Raw genomic sequence first — 24,055 nt, 5'->3', positions numbered from 1 at the left:
CCCAAAACCGAGGAAACCGTCACCGAAGTCCTGACACACCCACCGTCACCGATCTCCTGATGCAGAACTGTCACCGATGTCCCGAGACATCACACTGCGGACATATCGGAGGATGTGAGAGTGCCCGGCGACTTCGATCTGTCCACCGACGAACTGCGCATCGTCGCTCGCTTCGTGGCGGAGACGGCTGACGAGCTACTCCCGGTCTTCGAGGACGCCCATCCCGGCGATCCGTGGCCGCGCGCCGCCGTGGCCGCGGCGTGGCTCTTCGTAGACGGCGCGCCACGAACCAAGCTCCAGCGAGTCGCATCGATGGATGCGCACCGGGCCGCGCAGGAAGCGTCGACCGAGGCATCTCGCCTTGCCGCGCAAGCAGCGGGCGACGCCGCATCGGCCGCCTATCTACATCCGATCGCCGACGCTCACCAAGTCGGCCACATCCTGCGTGCCGCCGCGAATGCCGCACGCGTATCGGAGATCAACGCCAGCTCAGACCCCGAGGCCGCGGTCGAGATGATTCAAAGGGCGCGACAGCGCGCCACACCGGCGCTGACCGACATTCTCCTTCGCTATCCACCCGCACCTACAGGCGCGAGCCGTATCGCCCAACTGATGGCGACCTTGGACACTGCCCTGCGAGCACGCCTCTGAGCCGAGTTGCCGCGCCGCGAGACCACCCTCTGCCAAGATCCCGGGTATGCCCCTCATCTTCCGCGCCACGACCCTGCTGTGCGCGCTCGTCCTGCTGACCAGTTGCGCGTCCGCCGCACGGCAGTCCGAGTCACCGGCCACCCCCACGGACACCGCCAAGGCCGACGCGGTGATGCGCATCGTCAACGACGTCGTGAAGCAGTCGCACCTCAAGGCGGCCATCGTGCGGGTCACCGAGAACGGCAGCGAGGTCGCCACCTTGGCAGTCGGCGAGTCGATGACCGGCGTGCCAGCCACCACGGCCATGCACTACCGTAACGGCGCCGTCGCGATCTCCTATGTCTCCACGCTTCTGCTCAAACTCGTCGACCAGCACAAGGTCAGCCTCGACGACAAGCTGTCGAAGTGGCTGCCCGACGTGCCCAACTCCGACCGCGTCACGCTACGCCAGCTGGCCCAAATGACCTCCGGCTACGTCGATTACGTCATCGGCAACACCGAGTTCGAGAAGGCGCTCTACGAGAATCCCTTCCGTCAATGGGAGCCCGACCAGCTTCTCGGCTACGCGACGTCGCGTCCATTGCTCTACGAGCCAGGAACCAACTGGAACTACGCGCACACCAACTACGTCCTGCTCGGCAAGGCACTCGAGAAGGCGACAGGGAAGGACATGCCGAAGATGTTGGAGGACGAGGTTCTCCGGCCACTCGGGCTGACCAACACCGCCAACTCTTTCACGCCGGAGATTCCGGCACCCGTGCTGCACGCGTTCACCAGCGAACGCCGTGCGGCACTCAAGATACCCAGTGGCACACCGTTTTACGAAGAGTCGACGTACTGGAATCCGTCGTGGACCATCACGCACGGCGCCATCCAGACGACCAACATCTACGACATGGAGGCCACAGCGGCAGGCATCGGGTCGGGCAAGCTGCTGTCGAAGGAGTCCTACGACACGATGGTGTCCACCGACCTCCGGGGCAAGACCCATGCGTTGCCCGGCTGCACCACGTGCGGGGAGTTGAACGACGTCTTCACCTACGGGATGGGGATCGTCATCTCGGGCGACTGGCTGCTGCAGAACCCGCTGTTCGCGGGTGAGGCCGGGGTCGAGGCATACCTGCCGTCGAAGAAGATCGCGATCGCCGTCGCCGTCACCTATGAACCCGAGGCATTCGACGACCAGGGCAACTACGTCAACGCGGCCGACACGCTGTTCCGGAGGATCAGCACCGAGCTCGCCCCCGACGACGCCCCACCCATGCCGCCCAAGTGATCGCCATGCGGGAGAATGGGTCACCGTGGCTCCCACCGTGCTCTTCATCGTCAACGACCCCGTCGCACCACCGGCCATGCTCGGCGACGTGTTCTCCGAACTCGGATACGACACCGACACGTTCGCCGTCGTTGCCGAGGATCGAGTCCTCGACCCGGCGTGCGCCGTGCAGTTCCCCGATCCACTGAACTACGACGTCGTCGTGCCCCTCGGCGCCCGCTGGGCGGTCTACGACGAACGACTGCAGGAGACGTGGGTGTCCGACGAGATGGCGCTGGTGCGCGCCGCGGACGCCGCAGGGGTCGGTGTGCTCGGCGTGTGTTTCGGCGGGCAGTTGGTCGCCCAGGCGTTCGGCGGGGCCGTACGGCGATCGGCCGACCCAGAGATCGGCTGGCACCAGGTCAGCACCGATGAGCCCGACCTGGTTCCCGGCGGTCCGTGGTTCCAGTGGCACTACGATCGCTTCGACGTGCCGCCGGGGGCGGTCGAACTCGCCCGCAACGGCCGTGCGGCACAGGCTTTCGTGATCGGCCATAGCTTGGGGCTTCAGTTCCATCCCGAGCTCGACGGCCCGCTACTGGAGGCGTGGCTGGACAACGACGGGGCCGAGGCGATCGCACTGGGCATCCAGCCCGACGAATTACGTTCCGCGACAGTTCAATTGCACGACGACGCCGCTCGTCGACTCCGCGCCCTGGTGCGTGGCTTCACCGACCGGGTGGTCCGTCAGCCATGCCCGAGCTGATGGGCGAGCGCGTCCTCGACGACCGGCTGCCGAAACCGGTGGCCAAGCGCCTGCAGCTTGACCGGCACCACTCGCTGATCGGCCTCCGCCAATTCGCGGGCACCACGCTCCCCCAACAGAAGTCGCGGTCCCAGCGACGGGACCGGTAGCACCGCGGGGCGGTGCAACACGTGGGCTAGCGCCGTCGTGTAGTCGACGTTGCGCACCGGGGTCGGCGCCACCGCATTGACCGGCCCGGTGAGCCGCTCGTCGTAGATGGCGCGGTAGTACACGTCGATGAGGTCGTCGAGACCGATCCACGACAGCCACTGGCTGCCGTTGCCGAGACGGCCGCCCAAGCCAGCCAAGAACAGCGGGCGCATCAGCCGCAACGTGCCACCGTTGGCAGCCTGCACGATCCCGGTGCGCACCAATGCAACACGGAGTCCGGCATCGGCGGCGGGCGCGGTCGCGGCCTCCCAGTCGGCGACGACGTCGGCCAGGAATCCGTCGCCACGCATGCTCTCCTCGCTCAGCAGCGCGTCTCCACGGTCGAAGCCGTAGTAGCCGATCGCCGACGCGCTGACGAAGGCCCGCAGACCCGTGGTGCGCCCAGCCAGTTCGGCCAGGCGCCGGGTCGGTTCGATGCGGCTGGCGCGGATGGCGGTCTGGTGGGCATCGGTGAACCGGCCCGCGATGGACTCACCGGCTAGGTGCACGACGGCGTCCACGCGTCCAGCAGCCCCGGCGCGGGATGCTGCGGATCCCACTGCCGCTCACCGTCGTTGCGCGGCGTGCGGCGGACCCGTCACCGCCACCACCAGCGAAGCGGCGCCCGCCCCGGCGGCATCGCGGTGGGCGGCGAGGTCGTCGGCCAGTTGGCGGTGCCGGTAGACGAACGTCGCGCGCAGGGCCGCGCCGGGCACGGGCGCCTCGACCCTGTCGTGTACCCGGGTACGTGCCGAGCTGGCATCGGAGACGTCTTCGAAGTCGTGGGTGTGCCGCCACCTGGCCACCAGCCGGGGCGGTAGGGAACGCGGCCCGTCCGAGGACAGCACCTCGACGAAGCGGCGCGGCGGGTCGTAGCCGGTCGGATCGTGCTGCGCCACCCAGCAGCAGCCCGCCGGGGAGTCCCAAGATCGCCTGCCCGTCGGCCAGTGACTTCGTCTCGGCCACCACCGTCATCGGCTGCCACGGCGGAATCAGCCGCGTCATCGCGCCCGGCCGGGTGTGCCATGCAAAGACGTCGTCCAACGGATGGTCGACCACGCTCTCGAATTCGATGCCCACGATTTCACGATGGCACACTGGCTCGAGTACCCATCGGCTTAGGCTTGCGGGCATCCCGAGCACATCCTCGAAACGGACGTTCCGGGACCGCCGCGAGGCCGGCCGCGTCCTGGCAGGTCTTCTGGCGGGCAGGCGCGGGAGAACCGACGTCGTCGTGCTCGGTCTGGCGCGCGGCGGCGTTCCGGTCGGGTGGGAGGTCGCTGCCGCCCTGCAGGCGCCGCTCGAGGTGTTCCTGGTCCGCAAGCTCGGCGTCCCCAACTGGCCCGAGCTGGCGATGGGCGCGATTGCCAGTGGTGGCGGCCTGGTCGTCAACGATCACCTGATCCACAGTCTTGGCATCACCTCCGAACAGCTCGACGCTGCGATCCGCAGGGAGACCGACGAACTGCATCGGCGCGAGGCGGCCTATCGAGGCGACGACCACGTCGTCGAACTCGGTGGCAAGGAGGTGATTCTGGTCGACGACGGCATCGCGACGGGGGCGAGCATGTTCGCCGCGCTCCAGGTGGTCCGCGCCACCGGCCCAGCTCGGGTGGTCGTGGCGGTGCCGGTGGGCCCGAGGTCGGTCTACCGACGGCTACGCGACGAAGCCGACGAAGTGCTGCTCGCGGTGATACCCGACCGGTTCGAGGCGGTCGGACAGGTGTTCAATGACTTTCATCAGGTCAGCGACGACGAGGTACGAGCGGTGTTGGCCACGCCTACTGTGCCCAGTGGCGCATGAAATCCGTTGCGCGCTAGTCAGTCTTGCTGCGAGTGGTCTCGTCGGCCTGCTCGGCGTGGACAGCCGTGGTGGAGTCGTCCGACTCGACGTCCGCAGACGTCTCCGACTCCTCGGCGACCTCCGCGATCTGCGACGTCGGCTCGTCCGGGTAATCCTCAGCGGGCACCGTCTGCGCAACGAAGGCGGTGGTCTCGTCCGCTTCCTCGTCCTCGGCACCCCTGGAACGTTCCCGCAGCGCGTCGACGATGAGCAGCAGCACTCCGATGACGCTGGCACCGATGCACACCCATGCGATCAGCTCGTTGCTGGTCACGACGGCAGTGACGAGGGCGGCCAGCCCGATGACCGCGAGAACTAGCGCAATGATCAGCATCTATAAGCCGATCAGTTGTTTCCTCGGTTGAACTGGTTGAATCCGCCGCCGTCGTTGTTGGCGGTCGAATCAACCGGTGCCGCGGAGCCGCGCTGGCCAAGCTCCTCGAGCTGCGACTCCAGGTAGGTCTTGAGGCGGGTTCGGTACTCGCGCTCGAACGTCCTGAGCTGTTCGAGGCGACTCTCCAGCACGGTGCGCTGTTGGTTGATGGTGCCCATGATCTCGGAGTGCTTGCGCTCGGCGTCGGCCTGCAGTGCGTCGGCCTTCTCCTGGGCCTGCCGCAGCTGGGTCTCCGACCGGGTCTGCGCGTCGGCCAGCATGGCGTCAGCGCGGGCCTTGGCCTCGGCGACGGTGGTCTCGGCGGTGTGCCGGGCCTCGCTCACCATGGCTTCGGCCTGTGCACGGGCGTCGGCGAGTGTCTTGTCGGCCTCGGCCTTGGCGGTGCCGGTCAGACGGTCCGCCGTGTCCTGCGCGAGCCCGAGCACCTTCGCCGCCCTGACGTGCGAATCGTCGCTGACGTACGCGGGAGCCGCGGGGGGCGCCTCGTACGCCGGCTGCGGCGGTGGCGCCGGCGCTGGCTCGGGTTCCGGTTCCGGCTGGTACAGCGGGATGGCCTGAGTGGGCTGCGGAACACTGCCGCCGCTGGATCGGGCGGTCCCGAGTTCCTGGTCCAGCTCGGCGACGCGCTGACGCAAGTCGGCGTTCTCCTCGATGAGCCGAGTCAGCTCGTTCTCAACCAGGTCGAGGAATGCATCGACTTCGTCCTCGTTGTAACCGCGCTTGCCGATTGGTGGCTTGCTGAACGCGACATTGTGAACGTCGGCTGGTGTGAGCGGCATTGTCTGCCCCCTTGGAGTCTGGACCGTCAACCGGTCTCAAAGTGTAGAGCCATAGTGGTAGTAACTGGCGTCCATCCTGTCACAGCAGACCCGGCGGTTGCATGAGAGGTCGAGAATTAAGAGCGAATTTCAATCTTGACTGCACTGAATATCGACTCCGGCAAACCCACTCCGGCAACGTCAGGCTGCCGCGCCGAACGCAAGTTGCATGCCGACGAAGGCCGCGAGTAGCAACACCATGATCGACAGGTCGAAGCGCACCGCACCTATCGTGAGCTGCGGGATGATCCGGCGCAGCAGCTTCACCGGCGGATCCGTCAACGTCAAGATGACCTCGAGGATCACGACCGTGAAGCCCTTGGGGCGCCAGTCGCGACTGAACGAACGAATGAACTCGACAACGACTCGGGCGATCAGCAGCAGCCAGAAGACGAACAGCGCGAAGCCCAGAATCTCGAAGAACAGGGCCAACTGGGCGACCTCACTCCAAGCGGTGTGACATTGAATACAGGCAGGCATACAGGCGGTACGACAAGCGATTTGCCGCCAGCCTACCCGTCCCCGATGAGACCGCCCGACCTACTGGTAGGCGTAGAACCCGGCCTCTGCGATCCGCCTGCGCTCGTCGGCGCTGACGTCGACGTCCGCGGGCGAGAGCAGGAAGACCTTCGTCGCGACCTTGTCGAAGGAACCGCGCAGTGCGAACGCCAGGCCGGCGGCGAAGTCGACCAGTCGCTTGGCATCGGCGTTGTCCATCGACACCAGGTCCATGATCACCGGGGTGCCGTCGCGGAAGCGTTCGCCGATGGTGCGGGCTTCGCTGTAATCCTTCGGCCGCAGCGTGGTGATCTTCGAGAGCGGGCTGCCCTCGTCGAACAGCGCCGCCATCCGGCGGGGCTCCATGGCCACCGCGCCGCGGGTGGCACCGCGCAGAGTGTTGAACCGCGGGCGCTCGGCTTCGCGCCTTCCGCGGAAGGGTGCGTCGTCGGCGTAGCCGCCGCGGTACCCGGCAGGCACCTCGGCGAATTCACGCTCGAACTCGCGGCCGCCGATGCGCTCCTCGTAGCCCCTGCTCTCCAGGCGCCCGTAGCCCTCGTCCTCGAAGCGCTCCTCACGGGGGCGGCGCGAGTAGGACCGCGCAGAACGATCCTCATCGTCGTAGTACTCGTCGTCGTAGTCGTCCATCGGCGCCATACCGAAGTAGGCCTTGACCTTATGCAGTGTGCTCATCGGAGACCCTTCTGATGACTGAGTTCTGTGTTGTCTGTGATGAAGATGTGACTGGAGTGACTACTCAGGGTGACGTTAGAGGACGGTTCCCCAGAACCGCGGTACCGACACGCACACAGGTCGAGCCATGTTTCACCGCCGTCTCGAGGTCCGCGGACATACCTGCCGAAAGACCGAGCCGCTGCTGGTAGAGGCCTTGTACCCGGTGCAGCTCGGCTTCCAAACGCGCGAACGCCTCGTCCGCGTCGACGCCGAGGGGAGGGACGGCCATGAGGCCGACGAAGTCCAGCCCGTCGGTCGAGTCGGCGAGGGCGCACAGCTCGTCCACGAGATCCGGGCGACCGATGTCGACGCCACCGCGGGCCGGGTCGCCGTCGAGGCTCAATTGGAGGTAGACCCGCAGGGGCACGGTGCGCCGTCCGTCCTCCAGTGCCGTGACCGCCGCCCGGCCGAGCGCACCGAGCAGCGCGTCGCTGTCCACCGAGTGCGCGGCGTACGCCCACCCCGCGACCGTGCGCGCCTTCTTGCGCTGGATTCTGCCCACCATGTGCCAGCGAATTGAGGGCGCAGGCAATTCACCAGACAAAAGAGCCGCGACTTCGGCGACCTTATTGGACGCCTCCGGTTCGCGGGATTCACCGAATGCGGTGCACCCGAGTTTGGTCAGGAGAAATACATCGGAGGCCGGAAAGAATTTCGTGACGGTAAGTAATTCGATTTCTCCTGCGTCACGGCCCGCGGCAGCCGCGGCACGATCGAGGCGCGCCTGCACCGCGGCCAGCGACTCCGCGAGCTCGGCTTGCCTCGGGCTGCTCATTCCATCCACACCAACGACGCCAGCCGCCCGGTCGGCGCTCCTCGCCGATGACTGAACAGCGCGCCGTCCTCGATGGTGCAGCGCGGGTCTACTGCGATCGACACGACACCCAATTCCGTTAATTGCCTTGCGATTCCGGCCCGCAGATCGAGTCCGTCCGTGCCAGCGGAGGTCTTGGTACGACTGCCGGGCAACGCAGCCTCCACGTCGGCAGCCATGACCGCGGGCACCTCGTAGTTGCGCCCGCTGGCGGACGGACCGAGCAGCACGGAGATGTCCGCCGCGTGCGCACCTGCCCGCAGCATCGCCTCGACCCCGCGGACCACGACACCGTTCTGCGCGCCGACGCGGCCGGCGTGCACGGCGGCCACCACACCGGCCCGTGCGTCAGCCATTAACACCGGGACGCAATCGGCGGTTACCACCGCCAATGCCAATCGAGGTTCGGTCGTCACCAATCCGTCGGCATTGTCGACGGTGGGACCTGGACCGTCCACCGCCACCACACGGTCACCGTGCACCTGGTGCATCCACACGATGCGGTCTGCAAGCCCGATCTTGTCGGCAAGACGTCGGCGGTTCGCCGCGACCGCGTCGGGGTCGTCGCCGACGTGGTCTCCCATGTTGAAGGTGTCGAACGGCGCCGACGACGCACCGCCCGCACGGGTGGTGGTCACGCGGCGGATTTTGAAGCTCACGGTTGCCAGTATCGCGGCGGAGCCGAACGAACTCAGTGGCGCATGAAGGGCGGCACGTCGACGTCGTCGTCGTCATCTCCGCCGCCGCCACCGATGCTCACCGTCGCCCCATTGGTGTGGATCGGCACACTCGCCGGGTCGACCGGTTCGAAGACCGGCGTGGTGACCTTGCCGGCCTTGCCCGGCGCGATGCCGAGCCCGGCGCCGACGACCGGCTTGCGGCTCGGCCCCTGAGCGTCGAATCCTGCGGCGATCACGGTGACGCGCACCTCGTCGCCGAGCGAGTCGTCGATGACGGTGCCGAAGATGATGTTGGCTTCGGGGTGCGCGGCGTCCTGCACCAGCGATGCCGCTTCATTGATCTCGAACAATCCGAGGTCGCTGCCGCCCGCCACCGACATCAGCACGCCCTGGGCGCCCTCCATCGAGGCTTCGAGCAGTGGTGAATTGATCGCGATCTCGGCGGCCTTGAGCGCACGGCCGTCGCCACGCGCGGCACCGATGCCCATCAGGGCGGTGCCCGCGCCCGACATGATGCCCTTGACGTCGGCGAAGTCCACGTTGATCAGACCCGGCGTGGTGATCAGGTCGGTGATGCCCTGCACGCCGTTGAGCAGCACCTCGTCGGCGCTGCGGAACGCGTCCATCAGCGAGACGGCGGCGTCGCCCATCTGCAGCAGGCGATCGTTGGGGATGACGATGAGGGTGTCGCAGCTCTCCCGAAGCGCGCCGATACCGGTCTCGGCCTGATCGCTCCTGCGCTTGCCCTCGAACGAGAACGGCCGCGTCACCACGCCGACAGTGAGTGCACCGAGCTTGCGCGCGATCGTCGCGACGACGGGCGCACCACCGGTGCCGGTGCCACCGCCTTCGCCAGCGGTGACGAAGACCATGTCGGCGCCGCGGAGCAGCTCCTCGATGTCGTCCTTGGCGTCCTCGGCTGCCTTGCGCCCGACCTCTGGGTCGGCGCCTGCTCCGAGGCCGCGGGTGGAATCACGGCCGACGTCGAGCTTGACGTCGGCGTCGCTCATCAACAGCGCTTGGGCGTCGGTGTTGATGGCGATGAACTCCACGCCCTTCAGACCCTGTTCGATCATCCGGTTGACGGCATTCACGCCGCCGCCACCGATGCCGACCACCTTGATGACGGCGAGATAGTTGTGCGGGGGCGTCATGGCCGAGTTCCTCCCTGATTAATCGTGGTGCCGGAACTCCTGACCGCAAACCCTAAACCTCAACCATAGGCTTAGAGTTATGTCAAGTAGTTCCGTGCAAACAGAACGGTAGGGCGACCGTGCGGGGTATCCGTGCAGGCGCGCCGACAGTTTCCACGCATTTTCCTGCGACTTGCGTTACTTGACCGTCGGCAAATCCGGGCTGGACACGTCATAGGTGCGACCGGGCTGGGTCAGCAGCGCCCCCAGTTTGAGGGCCTTCTCCTCGGTTCGGTCGGTGGTCCCCCAGATCACCTCCCTGCCGTCGACGAGCGTCAGGGTGATCGACGCCACCGACGGCGCCGCGATCCGACTCACCTGACCCGACACCTCGGGCCGCAGCGCGAGCAGCACCTGCAGGGCCGCCTTCGTCGGGTCGTCGCTCGGGCCGGGGTTGTCGGCATCCAGATACGGCAAGCCAGGCGGTGGCGGCGCAGAGGCGAAGTCCACCCCGTCCCGATCGAAGAGGTGCGAGCCGTCGGGATAGTCCTTGACGACGACGGGCACGCGCTCGGCGACGGTGATGCGCAGCGTCGAGGGATATTCGCGTTGCACCCTCGCGCTGGCCACGCGCCGGATGGTCGCGACACGTTCGGCGACGGCGTCGGTGTCGATCTGCAGCAGCGGCGTCCCCGGCACGATCGCCGCGGCCTGCTCGACCTCCTCCTTGCTCACCGTGTTCAGGCCGCTGATCACGGTCTCGCGGGCGGCCATGACGGGCGTGAAGTACAACACCAGGCCCAACCCGACCACCACCACGCTGACCAACGCAGACCACATCAGCAACTTCAGGCCCCGGATCAGCCCTCGCGCAGGGGTTTTCGACTGATCGACCGGTTTCCCTGCGGCCCGCTTCTTGGCCTCGCGGCGCGCTTGCTCGATTGCCGTCGCCCTGGCCTGGGCCGTGCGACGTTCCTCGCGCTCGCGCCGCGCGCGGCGCCGCGGGCCCTCGAAATCGGCGGCCGCGGCGGTGTCATCGGTTTCGGTGTCGTCGGGGGTGTCGTCAGGGGTTTCGTCGGGTTCGCCGGGAACCGGATCCCCAGTCTCCTCGCCGGTGTCGGTGGGGCCGCTCATCGCCGCCCTCGGCTCTTCGCGCAAGCGCTCATCGCTGCTGCGGCCCTGGCGCGCGGCGATCCGCCTCCACCTGCAGGGCCGACAGGATCTCCTGTCCGAGGAGCGTGACGTCACCAGCGCCCATGGTGACGATGACGTCGCCTGGCCGGGCCGCGGCGGCGACGGTCGCTGCCACAGTGGAGAAGTCGGGCAGGTAGCGCACCCGGGCCGTCACGTGATCGGCGATGCTGGCGCCGCTGATTCCGGCCAGAGGAGATTCGCGGGCGGCGTACACGTCGAGCACGAAGACCTCGTCGGCACCGGACAGCGCGGACGCGAACTCGTGGGCGAAGGTCTTGGTCCTCGAGTAGAGGTGGGGCTGGAACACCACGATCGAGCGCGACTCCCCCGCGACACCGCGCAGGGCCTCGAGAGTCGCGCGGACCTCGGTGGGATGGTGTGCGTAGTCATCGAAGACCCGGACGCCGGCGGACGTGCCGACCGACTCGAAACGCCGCCGCACGCCCTCGAATCCGGCGAGGCCGTCGAGCACCGATGCCGCGCTCCCGCCGACCTCGGTGGCCGCGAGCAGCGCGGCCAACGCGTTGAGCGCCATGTGCCTGCCCGGCACCGCAAGCCGCATTCCGCGGGGATGCGACTCGCCAGCCAACTGAACGGTCGCCACACCGCCCGTGCCCTGCTGTTCCCAATTCACCAGGGCTCCAGCGAGATTCGGGTCATCGCCACTCCCGTAGCGCAGCACCCGCACACTGCTTTCGCCGACCCGCTCGGCCAGCGCGGCGGCGCCGGGATCGTCGACGCAGACCACCAGCGCGCCGCCGGGACGAAGCCGCTCGACGAACTTGTCGAAGACCGCGGTGTAGGCCTCCGCGCTGCCGAAGAAGTCCAGGTGGTCGGGATCGATGTTGGTCACCACCGCGACGTCGGGGGTGTACTCGAGCAGCGAGCCGTCGCTCTCGTCGGCCTCGGCGACGAAGACCGTGCCACTTCCGTGGTGGGCGTTGGTGCCTGCCTCGCCGAGGTCGCCCCCGACCGCGAACGATGGGTCGAAACCGCCGTTCTGCAGGGCGACGATGACCATCGACGTGGTCGTCGTCTTGCCGTGCGTGCCGGTCACCATCACCGTGGTGTAGCCGTCCATCAGCGCTGCCAGCACCGCGGGACGCATGATCACCGGTATGCCGCGGCGCCCTGCCTCGACGAGTTCGGGGTTGGTCTTGGGGATCGCGGCGTGCGTGCTGACCACGGCAGTCGGGCCGCCGGGCAGCATGTCGAGGGACGACGCGTCGTGGCCGATGCGGATCTGCGCGCCGCGGGCACGCAGCGCGGCCAGCCCGCGGGACTCCTTGGCATCGGAGCCCGATACCTGCCCGCCGCGGTCAAGCAGGATGCGGGCGATGCCCGACATTCCGGCTCCCCCGATGCCGACCATGTGCACCCGCTCCAACTCGGCGGGCAGTGCGGGAACGCTCATCGCGACCGCCTCGGGAACTCGGCGGCGACGGCGACCGCCACCTCCGCGACGCGTTGCGCGGCGTCGCGGTGACCGGCCAGCGCTGCCGATGTCGTCATCGCCGCAAGCCGCGACGGGTCGGCGAGCAGCCCACCCACGGTGTCGGCGACGAACGCCGGGGTCAGGTCGGCATCGTCGACGAGCAGGCCGCCGCCCGCGTTGACCACGGGAAGCGCGTTGAGCCGCTGTTCACCGTTGCCGATCGGCAGCGGCACGTACACCGCGGGCAGGCCGACGGCGCTGACCTCGGCGACCGTGAGAGCGCCGGACCGGCAGATCGCCAGGTCGGCGGCGGCGTAGGCGAGGTCCATCCGGCTCAGGTAGGGCACCGCGACGTACGGCGGATCGTCGGCAGCGGGCGAACGAAGGTCGAGAACGTTCTTCGGCCCGTGCGCATGCAGCACTGAAACACCCACCGCGGCAAGATCTTCCGCGGCTCCTGCGACGGCCCGGTTGATCGATTGCGCGCCCTGGGACCCGCCGAACACCAGCAGCACCGTGGCGTCGTCGGAGAAGCCGAAGTGGGCGCGGGCCTCGGCGCGCAGCGCCTGCCGGTCGAGCGACGTGATCGTCGCCCGCACGGGGACGCCGACCACCTCGACGTGGCGCAGGCCAGGATCCGGGACCGCGGACAGCACGCGTCGTGCCGAACGGGCGCCCACCCGGTTGGCCCACCCCGCGCTCGCGTTGGCCTCGTGCACCACCACCGGCACCGACCTGCGGCGCACGCCGGCGCGGGCGGCGAGATAGGCGGGCAGTGCGACGTACCCGCCGAAGCCGATGACCACGTCGGCCTCGACGTCGTCGAAAACCGCACGCGTCTGCCGAATGGCCCTGCGCACCCGCAGTGGGAGCCGCATCAGGTCACCCGACGGCTTGCGCGGCAGGGGTACCGGGGTGATGAGTTCGAGGTGGTAGCCACGCTCGGGCACCAACCGGGTCTCCAATCCACGTTCCGTGCCGAGCACCGTGATCCGAATGTCCGGATCAAGCGCCACCAGGGCATCGGCAACGGCCATCGCCGGCTCGACGTGCCCCGCGGTACCCCCACCTGCGAGGACGACGGACAGTGCGTTCACCCGTGACGTTGGCCTTCCAGTGAGCGAGCCCGACGGCCCTCTTCGCGTTGACGGCCTCCATGATGCCCTGCGTGCCGCACCGACCGGTCGGCCGCCTGGCTGGTTCGCCTCCGCTCGTCGCTGACCGGCGTGCGTCCTGGCTTCGGCTTCGGGGTCTTCTTGGGGTTCGCCTTGGCCTTGGATTTAGGTTGAGCCTTGGGCTTCGATACCGGCTTCGGCTTGGGTTTGGGTGCCGCCTCCGCCTTGGGCCGGGTGCGCAGCCGGTCGCGGGCCACCTCGAGCCGGGTGGGCGAATAGTGCTCTGGCATGGGCAGCCGCAAAAGGCGGTTGAACCGGTCGTCACGCCCTGCGCGCAGCGCGGCCACCGCGTCGGGTTCGTGCCGCGCCGCGTTTGTCATCACGCCCATCATCAGAAGCGTTGTGGCCGTTGATGTTCCGCCCGCGGATATCAGTGGCAACTGCAGGCCGGTGACGGGAAGCAGCCCCACCACGTAGCCGACGTTGATGAAGACCTGGCCGAGTACCCACAGTGTCGTGGTGGCGGTCAGGAGGCGCAGGAAGGGATCCGCCGAGCGCTTCGCGATCCGCATGCCGGTGTAGGCGAAGAGGCCGAACAGCAGCAGCAGCCCGACGGCCCCGACGAACCCCAGCTCCTCGCCGATGATCGCGAAGATGAAGTCGTTGTGCGCGTTGGGCAGATAGTTCCACTTCGCGGTGCCCTGGCCGAGGCCGTCGCCGAACACGCCGCCATTGGCCAGCGCGTAACGGGCCTGCCTGGCCTGATACCCCGAGCCTTGAGAGTCGGCGCCAGGGTTGAGCCAGGACTGGACGCGGTCGGACCGATAGCCCTCCGACATCGCCAGCACGGCCGCCGCCATCATGGCCGCCGCCAGTGAGCTGAGGAATACGCGCAGCGGGAGACCCGCGTACCAGAGCAGACCGAGCAGGATGATGCTCAGCGACACCGTCTGACCGAGGTCGGGCTGCAGCACGATGAGGAAGAGCGCAATCACCGCTGCGGGCACCAGCGGGAACAGCATCTCGCGCAACGACGCGTGCTCGAGGCGTCGTTGAGCCAGGATGTGCGCGCCCCAGATGGCGAACGCGATCTTGGCCAGCTCGGAGGGCTGCATGGAGAACCCGGCGACGACGAACCAACCGCGGGAACCGTTGGCCTCCTTGCCAATTCCGGGGATCAGCACCAGGACGAGCATGATGATCGTCATGACGAAGCCGGGGAAGGCGAGCCGCCGCATCAGGTTCACCGGCATGCGTAGGGCGGCGTAGAACGCGACGAGGCCGACGATCGTCCACAACACCTGCTTGGCGAAGATGATCCATGGCGAGCCGTCCTCGTCATACGAGTGCACCCCTGAGGCCGACAGCACCATGGTCAGGCCAAGGGTGACGAGCAGCGCGGCCACCGCAATGATCAGGTGGAAGGACGTCATCGGACGGCCCAGCCAGGCGCCGAATCGAGTGCGCGGGACGGTCTCGGTCTGGACCTGCGTGGCCTGGTCGGACGCATCGTCGGCGCCGCCCCGCCTCAGCCGCAATCGGGCAAGGATTGTGCTCACTGTCAGCTACCTGACCGCATCGATCTCAGCAGTCACATGAGCAACAGTAGACCCGTTTGTCCCTTGCACCCCAAAATCCTCCCCCGTCACCCCCGTAACGCCGGGTACATCCGGCGCGTGTCGCGAAATGCGCAGAAGAGCGCCAGCTAAGCCCCTACCGTGGCCAGCCATTCGCTGTAGAACAGCGCAACGCCGAGACCGCAGGCAATCGCCGTCAGCAGCCAGAACCGGATGATCACCGTGGTCTCTGCCCACCCGACCAACTCGAAGTGATGGTGGAAGGGCGCCATGCGGAACACCCGCCTTCCAGTGGTGCGGAACGCCAAGATCTGCACGACGACCGAGGTCACCTCGGCGACGAACAGCGCTCCGAGCACGACAGCGAGTGTCTCGGTGCGGCTGGTCACCGACAGACCCGCGATGATGCCGCCAAGTGCCAACGACCCCGTGTCGCCCATGAAGATCTTGGCCGGTGGCGCGTTCCACCACAGAAATCCGATGCAGGCGCCCGCAGTGGCCGCGGCGACGAGAGCCAGGTCGAGCGGGTCGCGTACGTTGTAGCAACCCAATCCTGGGCTGGTTGCGCAGGCGTTTCGGAACTGCCAGAACGTGATCAGCACGTAGGCGGCGGTGACCATGGCCATGGCCCCGGCAGCCAGCCCGTCGAGGCCGTCGGTGAAGTTCACCGCGTTGGACCACGCGCTGACGAGGATCACGACGAACACCACGAACACCAATGGCGCCAACGTCACCGTGGCGATCTCGCGCACGTAGGACAGCTCGGCGCTGCCCGGCGTCAGCCCGTCGGAGTTCCGGAACTGCAGGGCGAGCACCCCGAACAGCACCGCAGCGACCAGCTGGCCGACCGTCTTCGCCGTCTTGTTCAGGCCGAGATTGCGCGAGCGGCGGATCTTGATCATGTCGTCGATGAACCCGACGGCGCCGAGCGAGGTGGCCAACCCGAGGACCAGCAGGCCGGAAGCGGACGGATCGCGTCCGTCGATCACCAGCCCGACCAGGTGGGTGCCCAGGTAGCCCGCCCAGATGCCGGCCATGATGGCGACGCCACCCATCGACGGCGTGCCGCGCTTCTTGTGGTGACTGGGCGGCCCGTCCTCGCGGATCTCGTGGCCGAGCCCCTGGCGGGTGAACAGCCGGATCAGCGCGGGTGTCAGCAGGATCGACACCGCGAGAGCGATCCCGACGGCGATGAGGATCTGTCTCATGCGGTTTCGTCTCCGACGAGCGCATCATCTCCGACGAGCGCGTCGGCCAACGCGCCAAGGCCTGCCACTTTGGATGCCTTCACCAGCACCACGTCCCCCTCGCGCAATTCGGCCCGCAACAGCTCCATTGCGGCGCCGGCATCGGCGACCACGGTGGACTCACTGCCCCACGATCCCTCCATCACCGCCCCCTGGTGCATCGCGTTCAGTGATCTCCCGGTTCCGACGACCACGAGTCGTGACACATCTAAGCGCACGGCCAGTCGACCGATGCTGTCATGCTCGGATATCGCGTCGTCGCCGAGTTCGGCCATCTCGCCGAGGACCGCCCAGCTGCGGCGCCGGTCGCCGCCATTGGCCGCATCGCCCCGAGCCATCCAGGCCAGCGCCTTGAGCCCGGCCCGCATCGAGTCCGGGTTGGCGTTGTAGGCGTCGTTGATCACGGTCACTCCGTCACTTCGCGTGCTCACCTGCATCCGGCGGTGTGACACCGGCCCTGCCGCCGCGAGTGCCGCGGCGACCTGATCCAGGGTGGCCCCGCATTCCAGCGCGACCGCGGCCGCGCACAACGCGTTGGACACCTGATGGTCGCCGTGCACCGCGAGTTCGACGGGGACCGCGCCGGACGGGGCGTGCAACGTGAAGCGCGGCCGGGCCACCTCGTCGAGGGTGACGTCGTCGGCCCAGATGTCGGCGCCCGGCGAACGCGACACCCGGACCACGCGGGCCGCCGTCAGGTCCGCCATCGCGGCCACCGCGGTGTCGTCGGCGTTGAGGATCACCACGCCGGACGCCGGAACCGATTGCGGCAGTTCACCCTTCGTCGCGGCGATGGCATCGCGGGAACCGAACTCGCCGAGATGGGCGGTGCCGACGTTGAGCACTACGGCGATCGACGGCGGCGCGATCCGCGCCAGCGCGGCGATGTTGCCCCTGTGCCGCGCCGACATCTCCAGGATCAGGTAGTCGGTGTCGGTGGTGGCGCGCAGCACGGTCCACGGGTGACCCAACTCGTTGTTGAACGACCCCGGTGGTGCCACCACCGAACCCAGTGGGCTGAGCACCGCGGCGAGCAGGTCCTTGGTGGAGGTCTTACCCGACGACCCGGTTACCCCGACGATCGTCAAGCCCCCTGCGACCAGTTCGGCGGCCACCGCCGCAGCCAGTTTGGCCAGCGCGGCCAGCACCGCGGCACCCGATCCGTCGGTGTCGAATTCGAGGACGCCCGTGCCCGCGTCGACGTCGCTGCCCGCGGGGCTCACCACGACGGCTGGCACTCCGACGGGACGGGCGGCGAGCACCGCCACCGCACCGGCGGCCACCGCTGCTGCGGCGAAGTCGTGCCCGTCCGACCGCTCGCCGGGAAGGGCCAGGAACAGCCCGCCCTTGGCCACGGCGCGGGAATCGAACTCGACGGTGCCGGTGACCCGGATTGCCTCGGCGTCGCTTGGCGAGACGTCGGCGAGATCGCCGCCGACGATGTCAGCGATCTGCGCGAGTGTCAGGTCGATCACGCGTGATTCCCCAGCGCCTCGAGCGCGCGGGCCAACTCGCCGCGGTCGTCGAACGGCCGGGTCGTGCCCCCGCTGGTCTGGCCTGCCTCGTGGCCCTTGCCCGCGATGACCACGACGTCGCCGTCATTGGCCCATGCCACCGCGTACTCGATGGCCTCCCGCCGGTCACCGATCTCGACGACGCTGGTCGCCGGCCCTGCCGCAGCCTCGGCACCGGCCACGATGGTCGCGCGGATGTCGGCGGGGACCTCGTCGCGCGGATTGTCGTCGGTGATCACGACGAGGTCGGCGAGTTCGGCCGCGACGCGGCCCATCGGCTCGCGCTTGCCCTGGTCGCGGTTGCCGCCCGCCCCGAAGACCACCACGACGCGGCCCGGCGTCTGCTGGCGCAACGTCTCGAGCACCGCCCGCAACGCGCCTGGCTTGTGTGCGTAGTCGACGAGGGCAAGGAAGCCCTGGCCACGGTCGATCGGTTGCAGGCGGCCGGGCACAGCGGCCGTCCGCAGGCCGGGCGCGGCCGCCTCCGGTGACACGCCGACGGCGTCGAGCAGCGCCACCGCCAGCAGTCCGTTGGCGACGTTGTAGCGGCCGGGCAGTCCGATCCGGAGTCCGTGGTGCACGCCAGCCGGGTCCACCACGACGAATTGCTGGGCCCCATTGGGGATCGCGTGGATCTCCTCCGCCCGCCAGTCCGCCGCGACGTTATCGACGCCGACGGTCACCGGCCGATCTGCCAGCGCCGCGATGGTCAGGCCTGCCTCGTCGTCGACGCATACCACGGAAACCTCTGCGTGGGTTGATGACTGGGGATCGAAGAGCCGTGCCTTGGCGTTCAGGTAGTCCTCCATCGTTGGATGGAAGTCGAGATGGTCGCGCGATAGGTTCGTGAAGCCGCCGACCGAGAAGTGCAGGGCGTCAACCCGGCCCTGTGCCAATGCGTGGCTCGACACCTCCATCACCACGGTGTCCACCCCGAGTTCGGCCATCACGGCGAGCAGCGCCTGCAGATCGGGCGCCTCGGGAGTGGTCAACGCGCTTGGCTCGTCGCGGCCGTCGATGCGAATCCCCACGGTGCCGATCAGGCCGGGCACGCGCCCCGCCGCCCGCAGGCCGGCCTCCACCAAGTAGGTGGTGGTGGTCTTGCCCGACGTGCCGGTGACGCCGATGACGCGCAGCTGCCGCGACGGGTGACCGTAGACGGTGGCGGCCAGCTCGCCGAGCACCGCTCGTGGCGACGGGTGGGTCACTACGGGCACGCCGACGTCGCTACCCAGCAACTCGACGCCCGCCGGATCGGTGAGCACCGCGACGGCACCGCGACCCACGGCGTCACGGGCGTACACGGCACCGTGTGCCGACCCGCCAGGCAGTGCGGCGAACAGGTCGCCCTCGCGGGCGTCCTGGCTGCGCAGCGTCACCCCGGTGACACGGACCTCCGAGGCGTCCGAACCAGGCGCGGTGACGGCGTGCACGTGTTCTGCCAGTGACGCGAGGTCGACACCTTGGGGGCGGCTGGGACGCAATTTCATGGCCTTGACACAGTACCGGCCCGACTCACACATACTCCTCGCGCAAGCGCTCGTCGGTACGCGACCCGCAGCTCAGGCTTGCAGCATCAGTGGCGGGCCGGGATCGGCCGAAAGCGGCACGTTCTCCCGCTGCAGCAGCCAGGCATCGATGTTGTGGATCAGCGGCGCGGCCGTGGTTCCCGGCGACCCATCGGCGGTGTGGTGCGGGTTGTCCATCATGACGCCGACGACGTAGCGGGGATCATCGGCGGGCGCCATGCTGGCGAAGGTGATCCAGTAGACGTCGTCGTAGTAGCACCCGCAGCCCGGGTTGATCTGCTGGGCGGTCCCCGTCTTGCCTGCGATCTGGTAGCCCTCGACTGCCGCCCCCGACCCGGTGCCCTGCTGGACTCCAGCCGGATCGCGCTGGGTTACGGCCCTCAGCATGTTCCGCACGGTCTTCGCCGTATCCGGTGACACCACGCGCACGGCGTCCGGCCGGGGCTCGTCGAACCGCGTGCCGTCGGCCGCGATCGTGGACTTGATGATGCGCGGCGGGATCCGCAAGCCATCGTTGGCGATCGCCTGGTACATCCCCGTCATCTGCAGCAAAGTCATCGAAAGGCCCTGTCCGATGGGCAGGTTGGCGAACGAGCTGCCGGACCACTGGTCGATGGGTGGCACCAAACCCGAGCTCTCACCCGGCAGGCCCACGCCGGAGCGCTGACCGAGGCCGAACTTCTCGGCCATGTCGGCCCACCGTTCCGGACCGACCCGCTGGGCCAGCATCAGCGTGCCGACGTTCGACGACTTTCCGAACACTCCGGTGGTGGTGTACGGCGCGACGCCGTGTTCCCAGGCGTCGTGCACGGTGATGCCGCCCATGTCGATCTCACCCGGTACCTGCAACACCTCGTCGGGGTTGGTCAGACCGAACTCGATGGCCGAGGCGGCGGTGATGATCTTGTTCACCGAGCCGGGCTCGAACGGCGACGACACCGCGAGGTTGCCGAGTTCGCGGTTGTCCTGCCTGCCGATGTCCTGGCTCGGGTCGAAGGTGTTGTCGTTGGCCATGGCCAGCACCTCGCCGGTCTTGGCGTCGAGCACGACGGCGGACACGTTCTTGGCGCCCGACAGGTCGCGGGCCTGCTGCACCTGCTGCTGGACGTAGTACTGGATGTCGTCGTCGATGGTCAACTGGATCGTCGAGCCGTCGACGGCGTCGTGGCGGTTGCGGTAGCTGCCGGGGATCACCACCCCGTCGGAACCGCGGTCGTAGGTGACCGCGCCATCGGTGCCTGCGAGCTTCGCGTCGAGCGAGTCCTCGAGACCGAGCAATCCGTGCCCGTCCCAGTCGATCCCACCGACGATGTTCGCGGCCAGTGACCCGCCCGGGTACTGGCGGATGTCCTGACGCTCGGCACCCACCTCCGGGTACTTCGTGGTGATCGCATCGGAGATCGCGGGGTCGACGGCGCGGGCCAGATAGACGAAGGAGTCCTTGCCGCTCAGCTTCTTCAATATGGTCGCGGTGTCCGGCTTGTTGTTCAGCAGACCCGAGACGCCTGCGGCGATCTCCGCGAGCCGCTTGGCCGGGTCCGGCGCGCTTGGCGTCTTTGCCTTGGTTTCGGCGAGCTGCTTCTGCACCTTGACGGGCTGGAAGGTCAGCGCGCGCGCCTCGATGGTGAACGCCAGCTTGTCGGCGTTGCGGTCGACGATGCTGCCGCGCACGGCCTTCTCGACGTCGGTGACCTTGAGCTGACCGGCCGCCTCGGCGCGCAGGCCTTCGGCCTTGGGCACCTGGAGGTTGAACAGCTGCGCGGCCGCGATCAGAAGCAGCACCGCGATGACCGAGTTGCCCACCCTGCGGCGGAAGGCGAATGACGCAGTGCGCGTTCCGGTGTCGGCTGCCGCCTCCCTGGTGCGACGGGCACGCGCGGAATGCGACTGATCGGTTCGCGGCTTCGAGGGGGCGGACTTCTTGCGTTCGCTCCGGCTCATGCCTGGGGGCCCGGGACCGGCGCGACGGGGAGCTCGATGCCTGGTGGCGGTCCTGGCAACGTAGCTCCCTGCGGTGCGATGTGTGTTGTGTCAACGACGGGGGGCAGGTCGGCGGGAGCCGGAGCGGGCACCTGCGCCGGGTCCACCGGTACAGGCGCGGCTAGCGGCACACCGGGGGCTGCAGGCGCGACGACCGGGGCACCGGGGGCGGCAAGCGCTGCGGCAGGAACCGGTATCTCCGGATTGACTGGTGCGACGGCCCTCGGCGGCAGGTGCACGGCCACCTCGCGGGGATCAACTACGCGCGGTGCGGGCGGAGGCGGCGGCGCGGCCGGAAGGTCCTCGGGCAGCGGCGAATTCAGCGGTGGCGGAGGAACCCCTTGGGCCGGTTTGGGAGTGCCAACCACCATCCAGTTGCCCGACGGATCCTGCACGAGGTGGGCGGTGTCCCTGGAGGGGATCATGCCGAGGTTGCGTGCTGCCTCGGCAAGGGCCGGTGCGGCCTGCGCCTCGAGCACGCCGCGCTCCAAGGCCTCCTTCTGCTGCAGCAGTGCCTGATTGGTCTCCCGGACGTGGCCCAGCTGGTACGAGCGCTCGGCGGCGTCGGTCGACAGCCACAGCGTGACGGCGAGCCCGAGACCCAGTGCCCCGATCACCAGTACGACGAACGGAACCCTGGTGACGATCCGGCGCGGGTCGAGCTCGATCGACGACAGTTTGACGAGCAGCCGCTCGCGCAGTGGCAGCCGAACGACCTTGGGCGCCTTGGCCTTGCGCGCCTTCGCACGCGCCTTGGCCTGGGCGGCGTTCTTCGGCCTGGCTTGCCCTTCGGTGATCCTCGGGATCGGGCTGGTCTGTGGCGCCGGTCGCGGCGGGCGCTGCTCACGTGTGGGGCGCTGCTCGCGCGTCGTGCGACGGTTGCGCGGCGGCGCATCCTTGGGGCGGCGCTTGGCCGGCTCCCGCGTGCCGCGGCGGCGATCATCTCTGTTGCGAATTGGTTCGGGTCGCTTGGCCATCACGAAACTTCCCTTCTGACAACCTTTTCCAGAGCCCGCAGCCTTACTGATGCACTACGAGGATTGAGGTCGATCTCGGCGTCGTCCGCCTTCTCGGCGCCACGGGTCAGTGACACGAAATCCGGTTCGTGGCCGGGTAACTCGATCGGCAGGCCGGCCGGCGTTCGCGACGCGGTCGCGGCGGCGAACAGGCCCTTGACGATCTTGTCCTCCAGCGACTGGTAGGCCATGACGACGATGCGTCCGCCCGACGACAATGCCGACATCGCCGCGGGAACCGCGTCGCTCAGCGAGTCGAGTTCGGCGTTGACGGCGGTCCGCAGGGCCTGGAAGGTGCGCTTGGCCGGGTGACCGCCAGTGCGCCGGGCCGGGGCCGGGATGGCGGCGTAGAGCAGCTCCACCAACTCCCCCGTGGTGGTGAACGGCTTGCGGGCCCGCCACCGGACGATCTCGCGGGCGATCTTGAAGGCGAAGCGCTCCTCGCCGAAGTCCCGCAGGATTCGGTTCAGCTCCTTGGCGTCGAAGGTGTTGACGATCTCGGCGGCGGTCAGCGGGGCGTCGGGGTCCATCCGCATGTCCAGCGGCGCGTCGTGGGAGTAGGAGAAGCCGCGCTCGGCGAGATCCAACTGCATCGACGAGACGCCGAGGTCGAACAGCACGCCGTCCACTGTCTCGTCGTCGCGGTCGGCCCAGTAGCCGTCGTAACGGGTGCGGACGAACGTGACCCGGTCGCCGAACGGCGCCAACCGCTCCCCCGCTATGCGCAGCGCGGTGGGGTCACGATCGAGGCCGACCAGCCGCAGTCCTGGGAGGTCGGTGAGGAATCGCTCGGCATGGCCGCCTGCACCGAGCGTGGCGTCCACCAGGATGGCGCCGGCACCGGTTGCGTCGTGCCGGGTCAGTGCAGGTGTCAGCAGCTCGACGCACCGGTCGATGAGGACCGGGACGTGGCCGTGTTGTTGATCTCGAGAATCCGGGGGCATCGCAGCACCTTCGCACCGGTGGTGAAGGGTGGCCCTTGCAACGAGGTCTCTGTCCGAGATTACGTACCTGGCGTTGGGGAAGTACGCCAGGGCCGGTTCGGGCAGAGGCCACGTTGCACGGGCCGTGTCCGGCACGAGGGCCGGGTCAAATGATGTCGCGCAGAGTTTCATCGCTGGCCGCGGAGAAGTTCTCTTCGTGTGTCTCCTGGTAGTCCTGCCAGGCCTGGGCGTCCCAGATCTCCAGGTACTGAATCGAACCGATCACGACGCACTCCTTGGTCAGGTTTGCGTACCGGCGGTGATCGGCCGTCAGGGTGATGCGGCCTTGTGCGTCGGGATGTTGTTCGTCGGTGGCTGCGGCCAGGTTGCGCAGGAAGGCGCGGGCTTCCGGGTTGCTCCGCGACGCCTGTGTCAGCCGGTCCGCCAATGCCTCGAACTCGGCGCGCGGGTAGACGGCGAGGCTGTGATCTTGGCTCTTGGTGACCATCAGTCCTCCTGCCAGCGCGTCGCGGAACTTGGCGGGCAGCGTGAGCCGCCCCTTGTCGTCGAGTTTTGGCGTGTAGGTGCCGAGAAACATCCCGCCACCTCCTGCCACCCTCACTTCAACTCAGAGCCCCGGTCGCTCCGATGCACGCCACTTTACCCCACAATCCCCCACTTTGCTCCATATGCTGGCAACAGTTTGGGCGCACGCCCCACCTATCCACCACCGACCTGTCACTTTTCGG

The 24,055-nt window shown here is 68.3% G+C and carries 22 protein-coding genes and 1 pseudogene; 4 read left to right on the top strand and 19 right to left on the bottom strand.

Annotated features, from left to right (window positions below; all coding sequences use genetic code 11):
• Positions 1-120 precede the first annotated feature (120 nt).
• Genes HNP02_RS39500 through HNP02_RS39490 form a run of 3 tightly spaced genes read left to right on the top strand, consistent with a single transcriptional unit; the run spans position 121 to position 2,672 of the window.
• A complete protein-coding gene (locus tag HNP02_RS39500; protein WP_184446107.1) occupies positions 121-651 on the top strand; it encodes a putative immunity protein in 531 nt (176 codons plus the stop codon).
• 46 nt (positions 652-697) lie between these two features.
• On the top strand, positions 698-1,927 hold the full coding sequence (locus HNP02_RS39495; protein ID WP_184446106.1) for a serine hydrolase domain-containing protein: 1,230 nt from the start codon (positions 698-700) through the stop codon (positions 1,925-1,927).
• A 25-nt stretch (positions 1,928-1,952) separates the two neighbouring features.
• The gene (locus tag HNP02_RS39490) at positions 1,953-2,672 is read left to right on the top strand and encodes a type 1 glutamine amidotransferase (RefSeq protein ID WP_184446105.1); all 720 of its coding nucleotides are present in this window, start codon (positions 1,953-1,955) and stop codon (positions 2,670-2,672) included.
• On the opposite strand, the pseudogene HNP02_RS39485 reads toward HNP02_RS39490, so the two are convergent.
• Positions 2,654-3,941 (bottom strand): annotated as a pseudogene (locus tag HNP02_RS39485) (TIGR01777 family oxidoreductase). The gene HNP02_RS39490 and the pseudogene HNP02_RS39485 sit on opposite strands and share 19 nt — an antisense overlap.
• Here HNP02_RS39485 and HNP02_RS39480 point away from each other — a divergent pair.
• On the top strand, positions 3,934-4,665 hold the full coding sequence (locus tag HNP02_RS39480; RefSeq protein WP_184446104.1) for a phosphoribosyltransferase: 732 nt from the start codon (positions 3,934-3,936) through the stop codon (positions 4,663-4,665). The pseudogene HNP02_RS39485 and the gene HNP02_RS39480 sit on opposite strands and share 8 nt — an antisense overlap.
• A gap of 13 nt (positions 4,666-4,678) precedes the next feature.
• Here the strand turns inward: HNP02_RS39480 and HNP02_RS39475 are convergent, their stop codons facing one another.
• The 18 genes from HNP02_RS39475 to mraZ all read right to left on the bottom strand — a co-directional run bounded on the left by HNP02_RS39475 (position 4,679) and on the right by mraZ (position 23,904).
• On the bottom strand, positions 4,679-5,038 hold the full coding sequence (locus HNP02_RS39475; protein ID WP_184446103.1) for a hypothetical protein: 360 nt from the start codon (positions 5,036-5,038) through the stop codon (positions 4,679-4,681).
• Between the two features lie 11 nt (positions 5,039-5,049).
• Positions 5,050-5,877 carry a DivIVA domain-containing protein gene (locus tag HNP02_RS39470; RefSeq protein WP_184446102.1) on the bottom strand — a complete coding sequence of 276 codons (828 nt, stop codon included), beginning with the start codon at positions 5,875-5,877 and terminating at the stop codon, positions 5,050-5,052.
• Between the two features lie 180 nt (positions 5,878-6,057).
• Entirely contained in the window at positions 6,058-6,348 is a 291-nt protein-coding gene (locus HNP02_RS39465; RefSeq protein WP_184446101.1) for a YggT family protein, read from the bottom strand.
• Between the two features lie 108 nt (positions 6,349-6,456).
• Positions 6,457-7,107: a cell division protein SepF gene (locus HNP02_RS39460; RefSeq protein ID WP_184446100.1), complete on the bottom strand. Its 651-nt coding sequence runs from the start codon at positions 7,105-7,107 to the stop codon at positions 6,457-6,459.
• Between the two features lie 64 nt (positions 7,108-7,171).
• The gene (locus HNP02_RS39455; protein ID WP_184446099.1) at positions 7,172-7,924 is read right to left on the bottom strand and encodes a YggS family pyridoxal phosphate enzyme; all 753 of its coding nucleotides are present in this window, start codon (positions 7,922-7,924) and stop codon (positions 7,172-7,174) included.
• Positions 7,921-8,622 carry a peptidoglycan editing factor PgeF gene (gene pgeF / locus HNP02_RS39450; RefSeq protein ID WP_184446098.1) on the bottom strand — a complete coding sequence of 234 codons (702 nt, stop codon included), beginning with the start codon at positions 8,620-8,622 and terminating at the stop codon, positions 7,921-7,923. Before pgeF ends, HNP02_RS39455 begins: the two co-directional genes overlap by 4 nt.
• 32 nt (positions 8,623-8,654) lie before the next feature.
• Positions 8,655-9,797 (bottom strand): cell division protein FtsZ, encoded by a 1,143-nt coding sequence (gene ftsZ / locus HNP02_RS39445; protein WP_184446097.1) that lies wholly within the window; start codon positions 9,795-9,797, stop codon positions 8,655-8,657.
• A 177-nt stretch (positions 9,798-9,974) separates the two neighbouring features.
• Positions 9,975-10,910, bottom strand: coding sequence for a cell division protein FtsQ/DivIB (locus HNP02_RS39440; RefSeq protein WP_184446096.1), 936 nt, complete (start codon positions 10,908-10,910; stop codon positions 9,975-9,977).
• 28 nt (positions 10,911-10,938) lie between these two features.
• Complete coding sequence (gene murC / locus HNP02_RS39435; RefSeq protein ID WP_184446095.1) at positions 10,939-12,384, bottom strand: UDP-N-acetylmuramate--L-alanine ligase; 1,446 nt, start codon at positions 12,382-12,384, stop codon at positions 10,939-10,941.
• The gene (gene murG, locus HNP02_RS39430) at positions 12,381-13,502 is read right to left on the bottom strand and encodes an undecaprenyldiphospho-muramoylpentapeptide beta-N-acetylglucosaminyltransferase (RefSeq protein WP_184446094.1); all 1,122 of its coding nucleotides are present in this window, start codon (positions 13,500-13,502) and stop codon (positions 12,381-12,383) included. The genes murC and murG overlap by 4 nt, the downstream gene beginning before the upstream one ends.
• Complete coding sequence (ftsW, locus tag HNP02_RS39425) at positions 13,499-15,079, bottom strand: putative lipid II flippase FtsW (RefSeq protein WP_309241864.1); 1,581 nt, start codon at positions 15,077-15,079, stop codon at positions 13,499-13,501. The genes murG and ftsW overlap by 4 nt, the downstream gene beginning before the upstream one ends.
• Positions 15,080-15,225: 146 nt before the next feature.
• Positions 15,226-16,305, bottom strand: a complete 1,080-nt coding sequence (gene mraY, locus HNP02_RS39420; RefSeq protein ID WP_184446093.1) for a phospho-N-acetylmuramoyl-pentapeptide-transferase — start codon at positions 16,303-16,305, stop codon at positions 15,226-15,228.
• Positions 16,302-17,819 carry a UDP-N-acetylmuramoyl-tripeptide--D-alanyl-D-alanine ligase gene (murF, locus tag HNP02_RS39415; protein ID WP_184446092.1) on the bottom strand — a complete coding sequence of 506 codons (1,518 nt, stop codon included), beginning with the start codon at positions 17,817-17,819 and terminating at the stop codon, positions 16,302-16,304. Before murF ends, mraY begins: the two co-directional genes overlap by 4 nt.
• Entirely contained in the window at positions 17,816-19,348 is a 1,533-nt protein-coding gene (locus tag HNP02_RS39410) for a UDP-N-acetylmuramoyl-L-alanyl-D-glutamate--2,6-diaminopimelate ligase (RefSeq protein WP_184446091.1), read from the bottom strand. The genes murF and HNP02_RS39410 overlap by 4 nt, the downstream gene beginning before the upstream one ends.
• A 72-nt stretch (positions 19,349-19,420) precedes the next feature.
• Positions 19,421-21,328, bottom strand: coding sequence for a penicillin-binding protein 2 (locus tag HNP02_RS39405; RefSeq protein ID WP_184446090.1), 1,908 nt, complete (start codon positions 21,326-21,328; stop codon positions 19,421-19,423).
• Entirely contained in the window at positions 21,325-22,344 is a 1,020-nt protein-coding gene (locus HNP02_RS39400; RefSeq protein WP_184446089.1) for a hypothetical protein, read from the bottom strand. Before HNP02_RS39400 ends, HNP02_RS39405 begins: the two co-directional genes overlap by 4 nt.
• On the bottom strand, positions 22,344-23,498 hold the full coding sequence (gene rsmH / locus HNP02_RS39395) for a 16S rRNA (cytosine(1402)-N(4))-methyltransferase RsmH (protein ID WP_184446088.1): 1,155 nt from the start codon (positions 23,496-23,498) through the stop codon (positions 22,344-22,346). The genes HNP02_RS39400 and rsmH overlap by 1 nt, the downstream gene beginning before the upstream one ends.
• Positions 23,473-23,904, bottom strand: coding sequence for a division/cell wall cluster transcriptional repressor MraZ (gene mraZ / locus HNP02_RS39390; protein ID WP_184446087.1), 432 nt, complete (start codon positions 23,902-23,904; stop codon positions 23,473-23,475). Before mraZ ends, rsmH begins: the two co-directional genes overlap by 26 nt.
• Positions 23,905-24,055 lie beyond the last annotated feature (151 nt).

Source organism: Mycobacterium sp. AZCC_0083 (assembly GCF_014202335.1).
In the GTDB taxonomy this organism is placed as follows: Bacteria; Actinomycetota; Actinomycetes; order Mycobacteriales; family Mycobacteriaceae; genus Mycobacterium.
This window is presented reverse-complemented; position numbering and strand designations above follow the sequence as displayed.